We start from the raw sequence: 17,414 nt of genomic DNA on the forward strand, positions 1-17,414 counted from the left end.
GTTCAGCCCTCCCCGCCGGCGGTCTGGGGATCGCGCCAATGACGGTGCCGCTCCGCCTCGTTGAACAGGGCCACGATGTCGTTCCTCCGCAGTTGTGACAGCTGGGTGTAGCCGTCGGCGATCATGTCGTTGAGGCGCATGGCGGGATCGGCGAGCGGATCGCTCCACACCCAGCGGGTGGTCACCAGTGTGTGGATCACGGACTCGGTGTCCATCACGCGCCCGGGCCGGCGCGGGACGAGCCCGGCGAGGAGCTCCAGCGGTCCGCTGTCGGCGGGGAGGCGGTTCGGCGCGGCGGTGATCGTGTCGAACTCGGAGATCCACTGCGCGGCCGGTACGGCGGTGAAGCGCCGCGTCAGGTGCGCGGTGACCTCCTCGGTCCGCCCGCGGGCGAGCTGGTGGTACATCTCCTGCACCGGCTTGCCCTCGTCGCGGTAGTACTCCGCGAGGAGTTCGTGCACGGCGTCCCACCCCTCGGGACGTGCGGCCAGCCGCCACAGGAGCAGCCGGCGCAGCCACGGGTGGAGCACCGGCACGACGGCGACGGGTCCGGTCAGCAGCCAGCGGGCGCGGATGTCGCCGAACAGCGAGTCGTCGGGGCTGAGCAGCCGCGTGGCCACCGAGAAGTCCCGGGCCGCGGCACATTCGGCGAGGGCGGCGCGCTGGGTTCCGTCGAAGTCGCGCAGGAGGTGGCCGAGGGCGGTGTCGGCCAGGGTGGCTGAGTCCTCGCCGGTGCGCAGCGGCCGGTCGGGCAGGGTGCACAGCCAACGGTCCTGCTGCGGGCCCGAGTCCGGGGGCGGCCCGGCCTGTCGCAGTACGTCGAGCACCTGGTGGACGGCGCGCGGCAGGCCGCCGGTGAGCCGGTGGACGAAGGGGGTGAGACGGGTCAGCGGGGCTAGGTCGCTGTGCCCGCCGAGCTGGAGCTCGATGCGGATCCGCACTTCGTCCAGGTTGAGGTCGCGCAGGCGTAACGGGTACCACCAGGTGTCCTCGCTGTCGCGGGTCGGCCGGTGGGCGTCCCAGTCGGCCAGGGAGGCCCGGTCGGGGCCGCGCAGCTGCCAGGGCCAGGAGTCGCCGGTGGCCGGGCCCCAGCGGGGCAGCCAGCGGTTGGAGCTGGCGACGACGGTCAGCGGATCGCTGGCGTGGCCGGCCACGACCGTCTCGTCGTGCCGGGAGCGCAGCAGCAGGTCGAGGAAGCGGCGGCCGTACTCGGTGTGGGAGTTGTCGAGGAGCAGCAGGTAGGAGCGGGGCATGAAGTTGCGGACGGTATTGCGCCTGAGGTCCTCCAGGAAGGCCGAGAAGAGGACGAGGTCGAGCCGCTCCTGTTCGTTCTCGTCCCCCTCGTGGCGCCAGAGGTTGAGCTCCACGAGGGCTTCCATGGGGTCCGCGCTGCGGGTCATGGGGTGGCGTCCGTACCAGTGGGCCCCGGCCGTGAGCCGGTTGCCCAGCCTGCCGCCGAGGAGACCGGGCATGGTGCGGCGGCCGCGCCGCAGGGCGTCCTGGAAGAGGGCGAGCGCGGCGGTGGAGGCGCCTTCGGGCATGCCGACCGCGCCCATGCCCACTTCGAAGAAGGCGGCCAGGTAGTCGCCGTGCCGGGCCTCGTTCTCCTCCTGGAACCGATCGAGCTGGCGCTGTACCGCGCGCCGGCCCTCGGCGAGGCTGCGCATGCGCAGCTCCTGGTCGGAGGCGAGCAGGCCGAGGCTGAGCAGCGGGAAGTGGGAGCGGCCGTAGCGGGGGAGCTTGCGTTCCAGCTGGCGGGCCAGGAGTCCGAGGGCGTAGCGCGGCAGCAGGGACTGGGACCCGCCGAAGTTGACGAAGGCGAAGGGGTACTCGGGCCCGAAGCGCTCCATCAGTGCGCTGTGCGCCTCGCTGGCTCCGCTGCCGGCCGGGCCGAGGAGCATGGTCAGGGGCCGCTCGGCCGCCGGGTCCTGCTTCAGGCACGCCTCGACGAGCGACACGATGCCGCCGCGGCCCCGCAGGCCGATGCCCGTACCCGGCTCCATCACGCGTGACCCCCCCAGGACAACGGTTCCGAGGACTAGAGACTGCCATCCGGAGCCGGAGTCAGACAGGGGTTTCCGCTCCTTGATTCGTTTCGGTCCGTTCCGCCCGCCGGACGGCCTTGGCCCGGCGGGGCACGCGCCGCGGAGACCAAAGGGGGCGGGGCCGAACCGTCGTACGGTTCGGCCCCGCCCCATCGGCGTGAACGGTCAGCGCGCGAGCGGTTGGCGCGCGAGCGGTCAGCGCTTGAAGACGTCCTTGGCCTTCTCCTTCGCCTGGCGCGCGTCACCCTTCATCTGCTCCCCACGGCCTTCGGCTTCCATCCGCTCGTTCCCGACCGTGCGGCCCGCGACTTCCTTGATCTTGCCCTTGGCCTGCTCGACCTTGGCCTTGTTCTTCTGCTCACCCGACACGCTTGATCACTCCCTGTGCGGTAGGAAACGTGTTCCATCACCTCTTCTGACCCGTCTGTCCGACGGCAAACAGCCGCGCCCCGCGCATTTCGTGGGTGTGGGACCGCAATGGCGGGGCACACGCCTGTTCGGAGGTTGATAAACAATGGTTCCCCTCATTCTGGTTCTTCTGCTCATCCTGATCCTCTTCGGCGCGGGCTTCGCCCTGAAGATCCTGTGGTGGGTCGCGATCGCCGTACTGGTGCTCTGGCTCATCGGTTTCGTCGCCCGCCCCAAGAGCGGCAGCGGACGCTGGTACCGCTGGTAGGGAGAGGGAGACGGTACTGGCCTTGACCAGCGGAGGGGGCCCGGACTCGATGAGTTCGGGCCCCCTCACGCGTCTGAACGGTGGAGAGAAGAAGGTGAACGACAACGTGAAGACATCCAAGATCGCCTACAAGCCGGTCGGACTGGTTCTCGGTGCCGTCGGCGGCATGATCGCCGGAATGGCGTTCAAGCAGGTCTGGAAGTGGGTCGAGGGGGAGGGTGACGCTCCCGGTGCCACCGACGAGGACCGCTCCTGGAAGGAGATCCTCATCGCCGCCGGGCTCCAGGGTGCGATCTTTGCCGTCGTGAAGGCTGCTGTCGACCGCTCCGGGGCCGTCGCGACCCGGCGGGTGACGGGCACCTGGCCGGCGTGAACCCGCCGCCCGTGCTTGCTGTGACCGCCGGTCGCACACATGGAAGCCACGTACGTCGATGCGGGCAGGCGCGGACCCCGTCCGCACCGGCCCGCATCCGCGTGCCGACCACGCGCCCGCACTTACATGGGGTCCATGGTTCCGCTGCCCCTGCCGTTCTCCTGCTCGCTCTTCTGCCGGATGTGCAGGGCCTTCGCCGTCAGGCGCTGTCGCTCCGCGGGGTCGGTGGCGTGCTGCGCCGCCTGCTCCAGTTCTTGGGCTTTGTCACGCATCTGCCGGGCTCGCTCGCTCGGCTGGTTCTCGCCGCTCATGATCAATCCTCGGTTCGGGGAATGCGGGCCCCTCCAGCCAAGCAGCGGGGGCGGGCGCCCGCCACCTCACTCCGGCAGCCCGCGTAGCCGCCCCCACAGCCGTCCCGGTAGCCGTCCCCGCAGGCCGCCCGTGCGCCGGGTGCGGGCGTGGTGGTCGAGTTCCTCCAGCAGGCGCTGGGAACGCGTCTCGACGTCCAGCTCGTCGAGGACCCGGTCGATCTCGGTGAGCAGCGCGCCGCGCAGCTGCCAGTGCGCCGGATCCTCGCGGGCGGAGGCCCGCAGCAGCTCAGCGAGCCGGTCGCGGTGGCCCCGGGCCACGGACAGCTCCCCGGTCAGGCGGGCCTCGGCCTCTTCCGCGTTGGCGCTGACCTGAGCGGTGATCAGCTGGGCGAAGCTCTCCACGGCGATCGCGGTGTGGCGCAGTACCTGCTGGAGGGCGGCCGTGGTCCCGGCGTCGAAGAGCGGACCGTCGGGGCGGGCCTTGGCCAGGTCGGTCAGCGTGCGGCAGGCCACGCGGAGCACGACGGCGCAGATCTCCAGGGTGTCGAGCCCGGTGCGCAGCACCAGCCTGAAGAGCAGGCCCTCCTTGACGCGAGGATTGAGCCGGAGGCTGTCCTCGGCCTGCCGGAGGGCGGCGTCGACCTGCGCGATGTCGTTGTCGAGCCGCCGGGCCTCATGCAGCCGGGCCGCGGCTTGTGCGGCGTTGGCAGGCCCGAGGTTCTCCTCGCCGAGGTGGTCGAGCAGCCGGCTCATGCGCAGCGCGAGGTCGGTGATCGCGGTACCCGCCGGACCGACCCAGAGGGGTGGTGCCAGCAGCAGGTTGACCAGCAGTCCGACCACCGCGCCGATGACCGTTTCCAGGACCCGGTCCCAGGCGGTGTCCGTGACCTGGGTGACGCCGAGGACGAGCATGGCGCTGATCGCGACCTCGGGGACGAATTCGTCGACCCGCACCAGACGGCCCACCACCAGGGAGGCCAGGATGAGCAGGCCGAGGCTCCACCAGGTGAGGCCCACCAGCACGCTGAAACCGATCGCGATCAGGACGCCGACGACCACGGAGTTCACCCTGCGGATGCTGGTGGTCAGCGTGGAGTACAGGGTGACCTGGACGACGAGCAGGGCGGTCAGCGGCGCGGTCAGCGGGTTCGGCTCGCTGCTCAGGCGGAGCGCGACGACGTAGCTGATGACGGCCGCCGCGGTGGACCGCAGGGCCTGGACGGCGACCGGCTCGCGACGGTGGCGTGCGACACGGGTGACGAGCTTGTTGATCGTTTCCGGCATACCCGGGCACCTGCCCTCCACGGGGCCGGATGACGCATGGCGTGCGGTCCTTTCTCCGTTCCGTCGCCGTCTCCCTCCCGCCCCGTCTCCGTCCCGTCCCCGCGGGACCGACTGGCCCGCCGTACTCGTCTACGGTTCCGCGGCGCGGGTAGGTGCGCGGTATGGAGTCATCGGACCCGACCGGGCCCGGTGGGGAGAGGAGGACGCCGTGCAAGGCATGGAGAGCAAGCGCCAGGAGCCGGGTAAGGGCCGCGAGGAGCAGGCGCAGGAGCACCCCGGACCGGACCCGGTGCACCCGGAGGCCAGCAAGCCGGTCGCGGGCAAGAGCCCGGAGGAACTGAGGAGGATGCAGGAGCGGAAGATGGCCCGCGATGAGGACGCCGACACGAGCTGACGCCACGGGCTGATGACACGAGTCGACGACGAGCGCTGACGGTGGGCGGGCCCCGAGGCGGACCCCGAAGGGGAGCCCAGGGCCCGCCCGCCGCGCCCCGTTTTCCTACGGGCCCTGGTCGTAGACCCCTGCTTCGACCTCGAGGGCGAGTTCCTGGAGGACCTCGATCGCGGAGACGTCCGTCCGGCCGCTGTCGTGCGCGATCGCGAGGCTCGTGAACGCCAGGCTGAATCCGGAGACCATGGTGTGCAGGGCCGGGCCGAGGGCCTGGGCAACCAGCGCCGCCACCTGCTGCGGAGACGCGTCGGCCGGCACACTGATCGACGGCAGCATCTCGTTCAGGAGCATCGTGGCCACCCCGGCCGCCTCCTGCGGGTCGTCCCCGGTCCTGCCCTCGCGGCCGTTTCCGTCACCGCCGCCGGTGTCCTCCTGCACGGTCTCGGCGGCCCGGCGGATGTCCTGGGCTTCGGTCAGGATGCCGATCACTCGCTTGAGTACCTCTGCGCGTTCCACCTTGCCGAGGGTAGTCCCGCCCCGGGCACGCGGGGGCTCGCCTTCGGACTTCACGGCTACCGGTAGGTCGTCAGGCCGTCCTCGCCGCGCGCCCGGCGCCCTCTCCTTGGTGGACGGTGAGGACGAGCCGTCGACCACCGGACCCCCCACCGCGCGTGCCTCGCCGCACGACCACGGGGGCGGCGCCCGCCCTGGAGGTCTGCCCCCACCGCCGCCACGGCCCGGCGCACGGGATAGGGGCGGGGGGCCGGGTTAGGCTCGGAGCAGGCCGCGAAGGACGAGGCGGAAAGGAGATGACGCGCATGTGCCGCTGGCTCGCCTACTCGGGGTCGCCGATGCTGCTCGACGCCGTGTTGTACCGCCCGGAGCACTCGCTGATCAATCAGAGTCTCCACGCCCGGATGGGCGTCGAATCGACCAACGGCGACGGCTTCGGCATCGGCTGGTACAGCGCCGACGGAGACGGCACGCCCGCGGTCTTCCGGGACATCGCCCCGGCCTGGAACAACCGCAACCTGCGCGAGCTCGCCGCGCACGTCCGTTCCACCCTGTTCTTCGCGCACGTCCGCGCCTCGACGGGCTCCGCCGTCCAGCAGACCAACTGCCACCCGTTCCGCCACGGCCGCTGGCTGTGGATGCACAACGGGGCCATCGCGGAGTTCCCAAGGCTCCAGCGGGACCTCTGCATGGCCGTGGACCCGGCCCTCTTCCCGTCCATCGAGGGGTCCACCGACTCCGAAGTGATGTTCTACCTGGCGGTCACCTTCGGCCTCGACCAGGACGTCCCGGGTGCGGTGGCCAGGATGGCGGGGTTCGTGGAACGGCTCGGCAAGGAGCACGGCGTACCGGAACCGCTCCAGATGACGGTGGCGGTCAGTGACGGGGAGCGGGTCTGGGCCTTCCGGTATTCCAGCCGGGGCGAGTCCCGGTCGCTCTTCTACAGCAGCCGCGCCGAGACCGTACGCCACCTGGAACTGGACTACCTCAGCGAGGTTTCCGACGCCACCCGCATCGTGGTCTCCGAGCCGCTCGGAGGCCTGCCGGGCGTCTGGAACGAGGTTCCTGAGGCCAGCTACGTGGTGGTCCCACCCGGCCAGGAGCCGGACTACATGCCCTTCGTACCGGAGCTGCCCCCGCTGTCCTGATTCCCGTCGTTCCCTTCCCCTCCCTGCCCTCGGCTACGGCCGGGTCGGCTGCCGGGCGTCAGGCGCCGGTTCGGCGAGGAGGGCTTCTGCCGCCAGCACCGCACCGTGTGCGGTGGGACGGCCCATGAGGACGCACAGCGTGTAGGCCGCGTCGTCCATGGCGCGCAGGGCGCCGGGGTCCGCGGGTGTGGCCAGCAGACGGGCCTGGCAGCCGCGAAGACGCGAGAGGACCTCTTCGGCCCGCTCGCGGTTAGGTCGGATCCCGGTCTGCGGCGTCCTCGCCCGGGTCGGGGTGCGTGCGGCCTTGACGGCGTGCCGAAGGGCTCGTTCCAGGCGCACCGGTAGGGTCCCGGCGGCGGAACCGGCGGCGGAACCGGCGGTCATCGCCGCCGCCAGGTCCAGCACGTTCACGTCGGCGAGGTCGGCGGCCGCCGCCAGGATCTGCTCCGCGTCGCGGACCGAGCACGGGGTGGTGGCCATCAGCATCCCCACGGCCGATGCGGCCGTCGGCCGGGCGAGGAGCGGTCTGCCCGGAGCGACCTGAGCATCGGCTGTCTGCGACATGGGGGAAGCCCTTCGAATCAAGACGACAAAGAGCGATCGGGTGAATACGCAAGATATGCCCCCTTTCAGTCCTCCGGCACACCAAACGGCCCATCCGGGTGAACCGCCCCGACGGTCGCACCGGGGCCCCGGTCAGGCGGGAGCGGCCTCGTGGTCGAGGGCGCGGGCGCGTTCGGCGCGGCCTTCGATCAGGTGACGGAAGCCGGCCAGGGCGTACCGCTCGCCGGTGGCGGAACCGGGCCCCCGGATCCCGGCGACGGTGGCCATGAGCTGCTGGGGCTGCGGTTGCCAGCCGACGGCCAGGACGCGCAGTCCGAGGCATTCGGCCCGCCGGTGCAGGTCCAGGAGGAGCAGCAGGCCCGCGGTGTCCATGTACCGCAGGTGGTGGAGGTCGAGCATCAGAGCGGTGGTGTCGGTGGTGATGTCGCGCAGGGCCTGGTGCAGCGCGGGCGCGGCCGTCGCGTCCAGGTCCCCGATGACACTGATCAGTACGGTAGAGCCGCGGCGCTCGGTCTCGGTGGTCAACGAAGCAGTCACGGTGCCCCTTTCTTTCACGGCCCGGCAGCGAGCTCGGGCCCGAGGCTCCTTATCCTCGCGCCGCCGACCGCCGGGCGGCGGCGCGGCACGCCCTACTGCCGTGGCCGGAAAGGGTTCACCGGGTCGCGACGCCCGGTACGGCACCTCGCGGCGTTGTCGGATCGCGCGAGCACGTCCCGTACGAGCCGCGGTGCCGCGCCTTGCGGTGGCCGGGTGCGGGCCCCCGCTGGCACCCATCGGATGCCGTCTGATCCCGTCGAAGCCGGGTAGGGGCCTCCTATGAGCTACGTGACGGAAGGCAAGGAGTACTCCCGTGACGGCCGGTACCTCGCCGACCGGATCACGGCGGACGGACGCGACGGCTTCCCCGTCGAGCCGGGCCGCTACCGGCTCGTGGTCAGCCGTGCCTGCCCCTGGGCGAGCCGGGCGGTGATCGTACGCAGGCTCCTGGGGCTGGAGACGGTCCTCGGGATGGCGATCGCGGGCCCCGTGCACGACGAGCGCAGCTGGTCCTTCGACCTCGATCCGGGCGGCCGGGATCCGGTGCTGGGGATCGAGCGCCTGCAGGAGGCGTACCTCGCCCGCGACCCCGGTTACGACCGGGGCATCACGGTTCCGGCGGTCGTGGACGTCCCGACCGGCGAAGTGGTCACCAACGACTTCCCGCAGATCACGATCGACATGTCGACGCAGTGGACCCCTTACCACCGCGAGGGCGCGCCCGACCTCTACCCGCCGGCCCTGCGTCCGCAGATCGACGCGGTGAACGAGACCGTCTACGAGGACGTGAACAACGGCGTCTACCGGGCCGGATTCGCCGGCTCGCAGGCAGCGTACGAAAGGGCCCACGAGCGGCTCTTCGCACGGCTCGACCGGCTGTCACAACGGCTCGAACGGTTCCGCTACCTCGTCGGTGACACGCTCACCGAGGCCGACGTCCGCCTGTTCACCACGCTCGTGCGCTTCGACGCCGTCTATCACGGCCACTTCAAGTGCAACCGCCGCAAACTCACCGAGATGCCGGTGCTGTGGGCTTACGCCCGGGACCTGTTCCAGACGCCCGGCTTCGGGGACACCGTCGACTTCGACCACATCAAACGGCACTACTACACCGTGCATCGCGACATCAACCCCACCGGGATCGTGCCGGCCGGCCCGGACCTGTCGGGCTGGCTCGAACCGCACGGCCGTACGCCGCTCGGCGGCGAGCCCTTCGGCGACGGAACCCCGCCCGGGCCCGTGGCCCCCGGCGAGGCGGTGCCGCCCGGGCACACGCCCCTGGCCGCGTGAGCGCGCCGAGCGCTGGAGGAGGGGGCAAGGGGCCGCATCCGAGGTGAGCAAGTTTCAAGTGCCTCCGGCGGGTCAGACGGGAGGAATCGCGCGTCCGAGCGCGCTCGCGCACCCTGTGTCCGTTGGAGGTTCCGAGGTGGGAAACGTGTCGCGGCCGTCGGCCCTTGCCGAGTACGACGAGCGGTGGCGGGAAGACGCAGCCTGCCGCGAGCTGGGCGCACGCCTGTTCTTCCGTCCCGCCGCAGGCCGGGCCCTCGACCGCGAGCGAACTGACGCGGCGGCCGAGGAGGTGTGCGCGCTGTGCCCCGTGCAGCGGGACTGCCTGCGGCACGCGCTGGAGGCGGGAGAGCCGGCAGGGATCCGGGGCGGGCTCACCGCACGGGAGCGGCGCCGTCTGCGGACCGCCGAAGAAGCGCTGTCGGCGTCTGCGGACCGCGGGAGAAGCGCTGTCCGGGCGACGACCGTCCGCCCCGCTTGAGACCCGGCCTTCGTGAATGTAACCCGGAGGGTGGGGCAGTCGAATGCGGGCGGGGCGGGAATACCGCCGCGTACGACATCGAAAAGGGAGCGAGGGGCGGTGGGGAATCCCAGCCGTTCCCTTTCCCCGTTATCCGGAGGAGCTGTTTTCGCGTGACTGAACACACGTGGAGTTACCACTCGGCCTCGGGCCACCTGGCCGGCGCCGATCTGACCGGCTACGAGGTCGAGGCGACCGACGGCGGGATCGGCAAGGTCGACAAGCACTCCTACGAGGTGGGTGACGCCTACCTGGTCGTCGACACCGGGATCTGGATCTTCGGCAAGGAGGTCCTCCTCCCGGCGAGCACCGTGATCCGGATCGACGCGGACGAGGAGAAGGTCTACGTGGACGCCACCAAGGAGCAGATCAAGAACGCCCCCGAGTTCCACCGCCAGAAGCACCTCGATGACACCGAATATCGCGCGGAGCTCGGCACGTACTACTCCACCGGAGGCCGCGGACCCTATGGCGGCCGCATCGTCTGACCGATGCACCGAGCGGCCGACCGGGAATTCTGTCTGTTCCTCTGAAGATCGACGCAATTCCGGGTGGGGCGCATGTGGCGGGGCAGTCGCACCGTGTCATCCATGGTCGCGGCCCCCGCCAGAGGGCCGGGGCCGCATTCGATCCGCATTCGATTCCGGAGGTGTGCGGTGTCCCATTCGGTTCTGACCTCAGGCGCTCTGCCCGGCGGCCTGATCGTGCTACCGGGTGTCTATCAGCCCCAGGCCGATACCCATTTCCTGGCCGAGGCGCTCGCCCAGGAGGACATCGGGGCCGGGACGGACGCGCTGGAGATCGGTACGGGCGCCGGTGCCCTGGCCCTCCAGGCCGCGGGCCGCGGAGCCCGGGTCACGGCGGTCGACGTCTCCTGGCCCGCCGTGGCCACGGCGCGCCTGAACGCCCGGCGCCGGCGGCTCCCCGTACGCGTCCTGCACGGCGACTTCGCCGAACGCACCGCCGGACGCCGCTTCGACCTCATCGTCGCCAACCCGCCGTACGTCCCGGCCTCGGCGGCCCGGCCGCCCTCGCGCGGGCCGGAGCGGGCCTGGGACGCGGGGCCCGACGGGCGCTGGATCATCGACCGGATCTGCGCACGGGCCCGGACCCTGCTGCGTCCCGGCGGGGCCCTGCTCATGGTCCATTCGGCGATGTGCGGGCCCGAGGAGACCGTCGACCGGCTGACCGGGGCCGGGCTGGCCGCAGGGATCACGGCGAGGACCTCGGTGCCGTGGGGCCCGGTCCTGCGTTCGCGACGGGCCTGGCTGGAGGGGCAGGGCCTGGCGGCCGAAGCCGAGGAGTGGGAAGAGCTGGTGATCATCCGTGCCCAGTCGCTCTGACAGCGCCCCGGACCCGGCCCGCGGACCGGCGGACGCCCGCCGGGTGTCCGTGGACCCGCAGGGCCCGGTCCTGGTCGAGGGCCCGGTCGAGATCGTCCTCGACGACGGGACGGTCGCCCGGTCCGACCGCTTCGTGGCCGCGGTGTGCACCTGCCGCCGCAGCCGTACGTACCCCTGGTGCGACACCAGCCACCGCCGCCGTGAGCGGGCCGACCCGCCACCCGAGGACAGGAACGCGCGATGACCCGTCCGAGCCCGAGCTCGACCCTGACGCCGACCCCGACCCCGACCCCGACTACGGTGGCGCCGGCCGCCGGCCCCTGCTTGGTCGAGGGGCGGGGCGAGCTGTCCGGCGCCGTGACCCGGGCCCTGCGGTCCGGCGGCCCGCCGGCGTACGACGCGGCCGCCGTGCTGAAGGCGGATCCGTGGGGCGAGGACCTCCAGCTCGCGCTGTACCTGCTGTACGAGCTGCACTACCGCGGCTTCGACGGCGTGGACGACGAACGGGAATGGGACCCGGACCTGCTGCGGCTGCGCCAAGCCATGGAAACCCGCCTCCTGCACGCCTTGCGCACCGAACTGACCGACGCTCCCCGATCGGTCGAGGAGGCCTTCGCCCCGCTCCTCGTCGAGCCCGTGGACCTCTCGGGCAGCCTCAGCCACCACCTCGAAACCGAGGGCGAGCTCTGGCAGTTGCGCGAGTACGCGGCCCTCCGCTCCCTCTACCACCTCAAGGAGGCGGACCCGCACGTCTGGGTCGTCCCCCGGCTCGCCGGACGGGCCAAGGCCGCGATGGTCGCCATCGAGTACGACGAGTTCGGCGCCGGCCGTGCCGACCGCGTCCACGCACGGCTCTTCGCGGACCTCATGGTTGACCTGGACCTGGACCCCGCGTACGGCCGCTACCTGGACCGCGCCCCGGCGCCGTTGCTCGCGACCGTCAACCTCATGTCGCTCTTCGGGCTCCACCGCGCCCTGCGCGGCGCCCTCGTCGGCCATTTCGCGTGCGTCGAGGTCACCTCCTCGCCCGGGTCCCGCCGTCTGGCCAAAGCGCTGCGGCGCTGCGGAGCGGGGCCCGCCGCCGAGCACTTCTACGCCGAGCACGTCGAAGCCGACGCCGTCCACGAACAGGTCGTCCGCCGTGAGGTCATCGGCGGCCTCCTGGCCGACGAGCCCGCCCTGGAGGCGGACATCGCCTTCGGATGCGCGGCGACCGTCCTGCTGGAGGACCGCCTCGCGATCCACCTCCGCGAGGCCTGGGACCAGGGGCGCAGTGCGTTGCGCTCGCCCCTGTCGCAGGCGCGGGTACCGGCTGCCGAGGAGGAAGGCGTCAGGGGGTAGACAGCAGCCGACAGCAAGAGCAGGTGCGGGCGGGCCCGGAATCCGGGCCCGCCCGCACCTGCTTTTCCTGTCGGCCTAGATCAGACCTCGCGCCACCGGGCCATCGCCCAGCAGAACACCCCGAAGAGCACCAGCCCGACGGCGACGGCGACCAGCAGCCAGGGTCCGGCCGGCGTGTGGGTGAACGACCTCAGGGTGTCGTCGATCCCCTTCGCCCGCGCCGGGTCGTAGCGCAGCGCCGCGTACACGAGGAAGCCGCCGGCCGCGGCGAACACCGCGCCCCGGGCCACGCCGCCGGTCACCCCGAGGAAGTCCACGGCCCGGCGCCACCCTGCCGAGGCCCCGCCCATGGCGAGATCCTCGCGGAAGCTGCACCGCGCCGCCTGCACCGCGATGACCAGCCCCGCGATGCCGATCCCGAGCCCGACGGCACCCACCAGCCACTGGCCGGCGGGCAGGTCCAGAGCCTTCGCCGTCACGTCGCGCGACTGCTCGTCCCCGGACCGCCCGCCGCCCGTCGAGAAGGTGAGCACGGAGAAGGCCGCCACGCCGTAGAAGACGCACCGGCCGGCCGCGGCCAGCCGTTTCACGGGCTTGCCGCCCTCGGGCCCGGCCGCGCCGAACACCGCCTCCGACAGACGCCACAGCATCATGCAGACGAGTCCGATGCCCACGGCCCAGATGAGGACGACGCCGAAGGGCTTTGCCGCGAGCTCCTGGAGGGCGCCCCGGCGGTCAGCCTCCCTGCTGCCGCCGACGCCGAAGGCGATGCGTACGGCCAGCACTCCGATCAGTACGAACAGCACCCCGCGCGCGACCAGCCCGCAGCGCGCCGTGACCTCGCGTAGCCGGCCGCCCCGGGACGCGGCCCGTGCACCCTTGCTCGCGGCGCCGAATCTCATCGCGGTCAGACCTCGCCCCGCCAGGCACCCGTCTCGAAGCCGCGGGATTCGATGAAGAGCTTGAACCGCTTCAGATCACCCGCGACCTGCCGCTTGATGAAGCCGAGCTTGTCGGCGGCGTTCTCGGCCAGACCGTCGGGCGCCCAGTTCATGTGCAGGACGACCTTGGTGGTGGTCGCGTCGATGGGCTGGAAGGTGACGAGCCCGGACTGGCGGGCCTCCCCGCCGACCGTCGTCCATGCGACGCGCTGGTCCGGGAGCTGCTCGGTGATCTGCGCGTCGAACTCGCGCCCCACACCGTTCACGTTCGTCACCCAGTGGGTCAGTGTGTCCGTGCGCTGGTCGATGCGTTCGACCCCCTCCATGAAGGCGGGGAACTCCTCGAACTGTGTCCACTGGTTGTAGGCCGTGCGTACGGGGACGTTGACCTCGACGTACTCCTCGACGTGCGACATGTGCACCCCTTCCCTGTCGTCGGCAGCCCGCACCCTGTGGTGCGGTTCGTCCGCCAAGACGTCTCGGGGCGCGGATACCCGCCGCGGCGCAGGCCATGCGGGTGGCCGCGTGACACCCCGTGGACGAGGCTCAGCCGCCGGAATCCCGCACCGGGCCCGCGGACGTGAGGGCCGCCGTCGGCCCGCACCGGAGGGGTCATCGCCCCTTGGGCATGCCGGAAACCAGCCGGGCGGCCTCGATCTCGGCCCAGACGGACTTCCCGTGCCCGTGTGCGGCGGCGCCCCAGCGATCGGACAGCCGCTCCACGATGTACAGGCCGTGGCCGCCCGGGATGCCGCGTTGCGGGGCCGGGTGGCGGGAAGGCAGGGTCGTCGTGCCGTCGCACACCTCGATGCGCAGGGTTTCCCCGGCCGTGAGCACCAGCTCGTGACAACCGCCCGCGTGCAGCGCGGCGTTGGTCAGCAGCTCGGACACGAGGAGCAGGGTGTCCTCGGAGGTGTCGGTCCCGTCCCAGCCCCAGTCCCGCAGGGCCTGGCGCGTGAACTCGCGCCCCTTGGCCACGGGGCCGCGGACACCCGTCAGGGCGAGCCGACGGCGCTGCCCTCCGGCGGGAAGCCCGGCAGTCACTGGATCGCCCGTTTCGGGTCCGATGATCCCCACAGCGGTCGTTCTCCCCCACGTTGGCACTGGTCTTCGCCCGCGGGACGTGCCCGGCGCGGGCCCGGTCGATGTCCCGGACTTTCGTACGCCCCCAAGGGTCCGAGACCGCTCGAGCTTGCCCTCGACAGTGTATGGGACCGCCGCTTTCAGGGCGTTTCCATGTGGAGTCGCAGGGTGAAGCCACTGTCCGCGGCACGGATCTCGACCAGGTCGCAGAGCTGGTGGATCATCCACAGACCGCGGCCGCCGTGGGCCGAGGCGAGGGAAGGGCGGCGGCGCCCCGCCAGGGGATTGGCCAGACGGCCGCCGTCGCGGATCTCGGCGACGACTTCCCGCGCCCCCTCGCCGGCGGTGGTCCACAGGCGCAGGGCGCCCTTCCCGCCCCCGTGGGCGAGGGAGTTGGCCGCCGCCTCGCTGATGGCCAGGACGAGATCACCGCGCCGCGCCGGGGTCAGGGCCGTTCCGCGGGCCCACCTCTCGGCGTACTCGCGCACCTCGGAGAGACCTCCGTGGGTGTACTCGAGCCGGGGCACCCCGCCGTGGTGTTCGGGCAGCGGGCGGTCACAGTCCGCGGAGACCTTCGAGGCATCGGTGTACGCCGGGCTCGGCAGGTCCCGTCCCCGCTCGATGAGCGAGGGGTGCGTGCGCCGGGCGTCGGCGATCACCGCGGGCGCGAGGCCCGGTACGTCGTACGGGCACAGGATGGTGGCCGGCCGGCCGGCGAAGGCCGTGTTGATGAGGGCCTCGTGCCGGGTGGCCTCCAGCACCTCGGCGCTGGAGCGGCCGGGCCAGATCGGCTCGCCGACGATCCGGGCCGCGCGGCCCGCGTGCCGGTCGGCGAAGTCCTGCAGGGCGGCCAGGATGCGGCCGGGATTGCGTCCCAGCTCCGTCATGTCCGTCCAGGTGACCTCCGCCGCGTTCTCGCCGAGGGTCTCGCGCAGTGCGTCCAGGTGCGGGCCCGGCACGGCGACGAGGACCGGTTCGTCGGCCGACAGGGCGTCGCGTACGAAGCCGCCCACGCCGGTCAGGTACTCGGCGAGGTCTTCGTAGAAGAGGGCGGGGTGGACGAAGGCCCCGGGCCCGGCGGGCGCAGGAACAGTGATCATGCTGCGACCTCCAGCGCGGCGCATTCGTCCGGGAACATCTCCACTACCTTGCGGAGCGAGTATGGCGGGTCGTGGAGCAGTAGGCGGCGCCCCTGCCCGTTGAGGGCGGCCGACGCCTGTACGAGTGCGGCGACCGCGGCCGGGTCGAGGAAGGCCACGGCGGAAAGATCGAGATGGACGACGGCGCCCGGGATGCCGGTCACCACGCTGAGCGCGATGGACAGGGCCTGGCGGGTGTCGAGGTCGCAGCTGCCGCTCAGGCGTGCGCCGGCACGGTCCTGCAGGGGCAGGGCGGTCAGCGGCGTCGACGCACCCTTTCCCGTACGCCCCTGCGCACGCCGTTCGAGCGCGTCCGCCCCCGCCGCGTCGTCCTGGCGCGCCTGCGCGCCCGCGGAGGAGGTGGAGCGGTCGTGCTCGTGGAAGGACGTCATGGCCCGGCCTACACCGAGAGCATGCCGGCGCGCAGCCGGGCCAGGGTCCGGGACAGGATGCGGGAGACCTGCATCTGGGAAACGCCCAGTTCGGCGCCGATCTCGGCCTGTGTCTTCTCCTGGCCGAACCGCATCCGCAGGATGTGCCGCTCGCGTTCGTCCAGCTGCTCCAGCAGGGGCGCGAGGGTGTGGAAGTCCTCGAAGAGCTCCATGCCCGGGTCGACGGTGCCCAGACGCTCCGCCAGCGGCCGCGTCGTGCGGCTCGTCGAGGACGGCGCGTCGCCTTCCGCGGCGGCGGTGTCGAGGGAGCCGCTCGTGTAGCCGTTCGCGGCCACGAGCCCGTCGATGACCTCGTCCTCGGGCAGCTCCAGGTGCTGGGCGAGCTCCTTGACCGTCGGCGCCCTGCCCAGGACGTCCGTCAGGGCCTCCTGCCCCTTGGCGAGCTCCGAGCGCAGTTCCTGCAGGCGGCGCGGGACGTGTACGGCCCACGTGCTGTCGCGGAAGTAGCGCTTGATCTCACCGATGATGTAGGGGAGCGCGAGGGTGGAGAACTCGACCTCGCGTGCGAGGTCGTAGCGGTCGATGGCCTTGATGAGGCCGATGGTTCCCACCTGGACGATGTCGTCCATGTCGAGACCGCCGCCGACCACGCGGGCACGGAACCGTCGCGCGGCGAACTGCACGAGGGACAGGTTCATCTCGATCAGGGTGTTGCGCATGTACTGGTACTCGCGCGTTCCCTCATCCAGCGTGCGCAGCTTCGCGAAGAAGAGCCGTGACAGCTCGCGGGCGTCGGCGGGCGCCATTTCACGGGCGTTGTCCACATGGAACGGGTCCACGTCCGGCGTTGGCGCTGGGGTACTGCCTCGGTCACAAGCGGGGACTGGCGTGTCCGTTGCACGAATGGGTCCTACGGCGGTGGCCGAGCGAGACATGGCGGCCGCTCCCTCCCGATTGACTGACGACTCGGGCGCTTCTGCCCCGGCTCCGCCGGTCTACACACCTTGGGGCACATCTTCTTTTCCGATCCCGCCGGACGGCCGAACGGGGCGCCGTCCCGACCCGGGGCGGCCAGGGCCGGGACGGGTCGGTGCGACGGACAGGCATACTCCATGACGAGGACGTACAGGAGCGGCGATCCGGAGAGGCGGACATGACCGGAGCAGGGGACGCACACCAGCGAGGTGTGGTCGCGGATGGCTACCCGGCGGGGTCCGGGTGGGTGGTCGTGGCCCGTGGCGAGCTCGACCAGGACACGCTGGCCCCGTTGGCGCAGGCCCTCGCCGCCGCCGCGGACGGGCACCCGATGGTGATCCTGGACGCCGGCGCCGTCACGTTCGGGGACTCCTCCTTCCTGAACCTGCTCCTGCGGATGCACCGCCTCACAGCCCTGCGCATCGCCGCCCCGGGCGAGCAGATGCGTCGGCTCTTCGCCGTGACCGGAGCCGATACCGTCCTCTCCGTGCACGAGAGCGTCGAAGACGCCCTCGGGGCGCTGCCCCCGGTGTGATCGACGCGTGCCCACG

Annotated in this window: 24 protein-coding genes; 11 read left to right on the forward strand and 13 right to left on the reverse strand. The window is 71.9% G+C overall.

Annotation, left to right across the window (positions count from 1 at the left end):
• Nucleotides 1–2 precede the first annotated feature (2 nt).
• Entirely contained in the window at nucleotides 3–2,003 is a 2,001-nt protein-coding gene (locus J7E97_RS22925) for a hypothetical protein (protein WP_215030440.1), read from the reverse strand.
• A 237-nt stretch (nucleotides 2,004–2,240) separates the two neighbouring features.
• Nucleotides 2,241–2,414: a CsbD family protein gene (locus J7E97_RS22930; protein WP_215030442.1), complete on the reverse strand. Its 174-nt coding sequence runs from the start codon at nucleotides 2,412–2,414 to the stop codon at nucleotides 2,241–2,243.
• 145 nt (nucleotides 2,415–2,559) lie between these two features.
• On the opposite strand from J7E97_RS22930, the gene J7E97_RS22935 reads away from it, so the two are divergent.
• Together J7E97_RS22935 and J7E97_RS22940 are read left to right on the forward strand one after the other, a co-directional pair.
• A complete protein-coding gene (locus J7E97_RS22935; protein WP_215030444.1) occupies nucleotides 2,560–2,721 on the forward strand; it encodes a hydrophobic protein in 162 nt (53 codons plus the stop codon).
• Between the two features lie 106 nt (nucleotides 2,722–2,827).
• Nucleotides 2,828–3,094 carry a DUF4235 domain-containing protein gene (locus tag J7E97_RS22940; protein ID WP_215030534.1) on the forward strand — a complete coding sequence of 89 codons (267 nt, stop codon included), beginning with the start codon at nucleotides 2,828–2,830 and terminating at the stop codon, nucleotides 3,092–3,094.
• 122 nt (nucleotides 3,095–3,216) lie between these two features.
• Here the strand turns inward: J7E97_RS22940 and J7E97_RS22945 are convergent, their stop codons facing one another.
• Nucleotides 3,217–3,405 carry a DUF6381 family protein gene (locus J7E97_RS22945; RefSeq protein ID WP_215030445.1) on the reverse strand — a complete coding sequence of 63 codons (189 nt, stop codon included), beginning with the start codon at nucleotides 3,403–3,405 and terminating at the stop codon, nucleotides 3,217–3,219.
• A 66-nt stretch (nucleotides 3,406–3,471) separates the two neighbouring features.
• Nucleotides 3,472–4,689, reverse strand: coding sequence for an aromatic acid exporter family protein (locus tag J7E97_RS22950; protein WP_215030446.1), 1,218 nt, complete (start codon nucleotides 4,687–4,689; stop codon nucleotides 3,472–3,474).
• A gap of 208 nt (nucleotides 4,690–4,897) precedes the next feature.
• On the opposite strand from J7E97_RS22950, the gene J7E97_RS22955 reads away from it, so the two are divergent.
• On the forward strand, nucleotides 4,898–5,083 hold the full coding sequence (locus J7E97_RS22955; protein WP_215030544.1) for a hypothetical protein: 186 nt from the start codon (nucleotides 4,898–4,900) through the stop codon (nucleotides 5,081–5,083).
• A 105-nt stretch (nucleotides 5,084–5,188) separates the two neighbouring features.
• Here the strand turns inward: J7E97_RS22955 and J7E97_RS22960 are convergent, their stop codons facing one another.
• Nucleotides 5,189–5,596 carry a hypothetical protein gene (locus J7E97_RS22960; RefSeq protein ID WP_215030448.1) on the reverse strand — a complete coding sequence of 136 codons (408 nt, stop codon included), beginning with the start codon at nucleotides 5,594–5,596 and terminating at the stop codon, nucleotides 5,189–5,191.
• Nucleotides 5,597–5,898: 302 nt separating this feature from the next.
• Here J7E97_RS22960 and J7E97_RS22965 point away from each other — a divergent pair, with 302 nt between their 5' ends.
• Complete coding sequence (locus tag J7E97_RS22965) at nucleotides 5,899–6,741, forward strand: class II glutamine amidotransferase (RefSeq protein WP_215030536.1); 843 nt, start codon at nucleotides 5,899–5,901, stop codon at nucleotides 6,739–6,741.
• A 33-nt stretch (nucleotides 6,742–6,774) separates the two neighbouring features.
• Here the strand turns inward: J7E97_RS22965 and J7E97_RS22970 are convergent, their stop codons facing one another.
• A complete protein-coding gene (locus J7E97_RS22970; RefSeq protein ID WP_251054988.1) occupies nucleotides 6,775–7,305 on the reverse strand; it encodes a DUF5133 domain-containing protein in 531 nt (176 codons plus the stop codon).
• A gap of 132 nt (nucleotides 7,306–7,437) precedes the next feature.
• The gene (locus tag J7E97_RS36155; protein ID WP_308346707.1) at nucleotides 7,438–7,842 is read right to left on the reverse strand and encodes an STAS domain-containing protein; all 405 of its coding nucleotides are present in this window, start codon (nucleotides 7,840–7,842) and stop codon (nucleotides 7,438–7,440) included.
• 279 nt (nucleotides 7,843–8,121) lie between these two features.
• Between J7E97_RS36155 and J7E97_RS22980 the strand changes: the two genes are divergently transcribed.
• The 6 genes from J7E97_RS22980 (at nucleotide 8,122) to J7E97_RS23005 (ending at nucleotide 12,333) form a co-directional block, all read left to right on the forward strand.
• The gene (locus tag J7E97_RS22980; protein ID WP_215030452.1) at nucleotides 8,122–9,132 is read left to right on the forward strand and encodes a glutathione S-transferase family protein; all 1,011 of its coding nucleotides are present in this window, start codon (nucleotides 8,122–8,124) and stop codon (nucleotides 9,130–9,132) included.
• Between the two features lie 145 nt (nucleotides 9,133–9,277).
• Complete coding sequence (locus J7E97_RS22985; protein WP_308346709.1) at nucleotides 9,278–9,610, forward strand: WhiB family transcriptional regulator; 333 nt, start codon at nucleotides 9,278–9,280, stop codon at nucleotides 9,608–9,610.
• Nucleotides 9,611–9,762: 152 nt separating this feature from the next.
• Nucleotides 9,763–10,137 (forward strand): PRC-barrel domain-containing protein, encoded by a 375-nt coding sequence (locus J7E97_RS22990; RefSeq protein WP_215030457.1) that lies wholly within the window; start codon nucleotides 9,763–9,765, stop codon nucleotides 10,135–10,137.
• 183 nt (nucleotides 10,138–10,320) lie between these two features.
• Nucleotides 10,321–10,992 carry a HemK2/MTQ2 family protein methyltransferase gene (locus J7E97_RS22995; RefSeq protein ID WP_374224215.1) on the forward strand — a complete coding sequence of 224 codons (672 nt, stop codon included), beginning with the start codon at nucleotides 10,321–10,323 and terminating at the stop codon, nucleotides 10,990–10,992.
• Nucleotides 10,976–11,236: a CDGSH iron-sulfur domain-containing protein gene (locus J7E97_RS23000; RefSeq protein ID WP_308346713.1), complete on the forward strand. Its 261-nt coding sequence runs from the start codon at nucleotides 10,976–10,978 to the stop codon at nucleotides 11,234–11,236. Before J7E97_RS22995 ends, J7E97_RS23000 begins: the two co-directional genes overlap by 17 nt.
• Nucleotides 11,233–12,333 carry an iron-containing redox enzyme family protein gene (locus J7E97_RS23005; RefSeq protein ID WP_215030463.1) on the forward strand — a complete coding sequence of 367 codons (1,101 nt, stop codon included), beginning with the start codon at nucleotides 11,233–11,235 and terminating at the stop codon, nucleotides 12,331–12,333. Before J7E97_RS23000 ends, J7E97_RS23005 begins: the two co-directional genes overlap by 4 nt.
• Before the next feature lie 80 nt (nucleotides 12,334–12,413).
• Here the strand turns inward: J7E97_RS23005 and J7E97_RS23010 are convergent, their stop codons facing one another.
• The 6 genes from J7E97_RS23010 to J7E97_RS23035 all read right to left on the reverse strand — a co-directional run bounded on the left by J7E97_RS23010 (nucleotide 12,414) and on the right by J7E97_RS23035 (nucleotide 16,823).
• Nucleotides 12,414–13,235 carry a DUF1206 domain-containing protein gene (locus J7E97_RS23010; RefSeq protein WP_215030466.1) on the reverse strand — a complete coding sequence of 274 codons (822 nt, stop codon included), beginning with the start codon at nucleotides 13,233–13,235 and terminating at the stop codon, nucleotides 12,414–12,416.
• A gap of 5 nt (nucleotides 13,236–13,240) precedes the next feature.
• The gene (locus tag J7E97_RS23015) at nucleotides 13,241–13,690 is read right to left on the reverse strand and encodes an SRPBCC family protein (RefSeq protein ID WP_215030468.1); all 450 of its coding nucleotides are present in this window, start codon (nucleotides 13,688–13,690) and stop codon (nucleotides 13,241–13,243) included.
• A gap of 196 nt (nucleotides 13,691–13,886) precedes the next feature.
• Nucleotides 13,887–14,318 (reverse strand): ATP-binding protein, encoded by a 432-nt coding sequence (locus J7E97_RS23020; RefSeq protein ID WP_308346714.1) that lies wholly within the window; start codon nucleotides 14,316–14,318, stop codon nucleotides 13,887–13,889.
• 179 nt (nucleotides 14,319–14,497) lie between these two features.
• The gene (locus J7E97_RS23025) at nucleotides 14,498–15,457 is read right to left on the reverse strand and encodes a sensor histidine kinase (RefSeq protein ID WP_215030472.1); all 960 of its coding nucleotides are present in this window, start codon (nucleotides 15,455–15,457) and stop codon (nucleotides 14,498–14,500) included.
• Nucleotides 15,454–15,888, reverse strand: coding sequence for an STAS domain-containing protein (locus J7E97_RS23030; RefSeq protein WP_215030474.1), 435 nt, complete (start codon nucleotides 15,886–15,888; stop codon nucleotides 15,454–15,456). Before J7E97_RS23030 ends, J7E97_RS23025 begins: the two co-directional genes overlap by 4 nt.
• An 8-nt stretch (nucleotides 15,889–15,896) precedes the next feature.
• On the reverse strand, nucleotides 15,897–16,823 hold the full coding sequence (locus J7E97_RS23035; RefSeq protein WP_215030476.1) for a SigB/SigF/SigG family RNA polymerase sigma factor: 927 nt from the start codon (nucleotides 16,821–16,823) through the stop codon (nucleotides 15,897–15,899).
• A gap of 218 nt (nucleotides 16,824–17,041) precedes the next feature.
• Between J7E97_RS23035 and J7E97_RS23040 the strand changes: the two genes are divergently transcribed.
• Nucleotides 17,042–17,398, forward strand: coding sequence for an STAS domain-containing protein (locus J7E97_RS23040; RefSeq protein WP_215030478.1), 357 nt, complete (start codon nucleotides 17,042–17,044; stop codon nucleotides 17,396–17,398).
• The last annotated feature ends 16 nt before the right edge of the window (nucleotides 17,399–17,414 follow it).

Origin of the sequence: Streptomyces sp. ISL-66 (genome assembly GCF_018614135.1) — a bacterium.
In the GTDB taxonomy this organism is placed as follows: Bacteria; Actinomycetota; Actinomycetes; order Streptomycetales; family Streptomycetaceae; genus Streptomyces.

Coding starts and splice junctions, on each gene's coding strand:
- J7E97_RS22935 (WP_215030444.1), top strand. CDS start 2,560: ATGGTTCCCCTCATTCTGGTTCTTCTGCTCATCCTGATCCTCTTCGGC.
- J7E97_RS22950 (WP_215030446.1), bottom strand. CDS start 4,689: ATGCCGGAAACGATCAACAAGCTCGTCACCCGTGTCGCACGCCACCGT.
- J7E97_RS23005 (WP_215030463.1), top strand. CDS start 11,233: ATGACCCGTCCGAGCCCGAGCTCGACCCTGACGCCGACCCCGACCCCG.
- J7E97_RS23030 (WP_215030474.1), bottom strand. CDS start 15,888: ATGACGTCCTTCCACGAGCACGACCGCTCCACCTCCTCCGCGGGCGCG.
- J7E97_RS23040 (WP_215030478.1), top strand. CDS start 17,042: ATGACCGGAGCAGGGGACGCACACCAGCGAGGTGTGGTCGCGGATGGC.
- J7E97_RS22945 (WP_215030445.1), bottom strand. CDS start 3,405: ATGAGCGGCGAGAACCAGCCGAGCGAGCGAGCCCGGCAGATGCGTGAC.
- J7E97_RS23010 (WP_215030466.1), bottom strand. CDS start 13,235: ATGAGATTCGGCGCCGCGAGCAAGGGTGCACGGGCCGCGTCCCGGGGC.
- J7E97_RS22965 (WP_215030536.1), top strand. CDS start 5,899: ATGTGCCGCTGGCTCGCCTACTCGGGGTCGCCGATGCTGCTCGACGCC.
- J7E97_RS22925 (WP_215030440.1), bottom strand. CDS start 2,003: ATGGAGCCGGGTACGGGCATCGGCCTGCGGGGCCGCGGCGGCATCGTG.
- J7E97_RS23015 (WP_215030468.1), bottom strand. CDS start 13,690: ATGTCGCACGTCGAGGAGTACGTCGAGGTCAACGTCCCCGTACGCACG.
- J7E97_RS22970 (WP_251054988.1), bottom strand. CDS start 7,305: ATGTCGCAGACAGCCGATGCTCAGGTCGCTCCGGGCAGACCGCTCCTC.
- J7E97_RS23035 (WP_215030476.1), bottom strand. CDS start 16,823: ATGTCTCGCTCGGCCACCGCCGTAGGACCCATTCGTGCAACGGACACG.
- J7E97_RS22980 (WP_215030452.1), top strand. CDS start 8,122: ATGAGCTACGTGACGGAAGGCAAGGAGTACTCCCGTGACGGCCGGTAC.
- J7E97_RS23025 (WP_215030472.1), bottom strand. CDS start 15,457: ATGATCACTGTTCCTGCGCCCGCCGGGCCCGGGGCCTTCGTCCACCCC.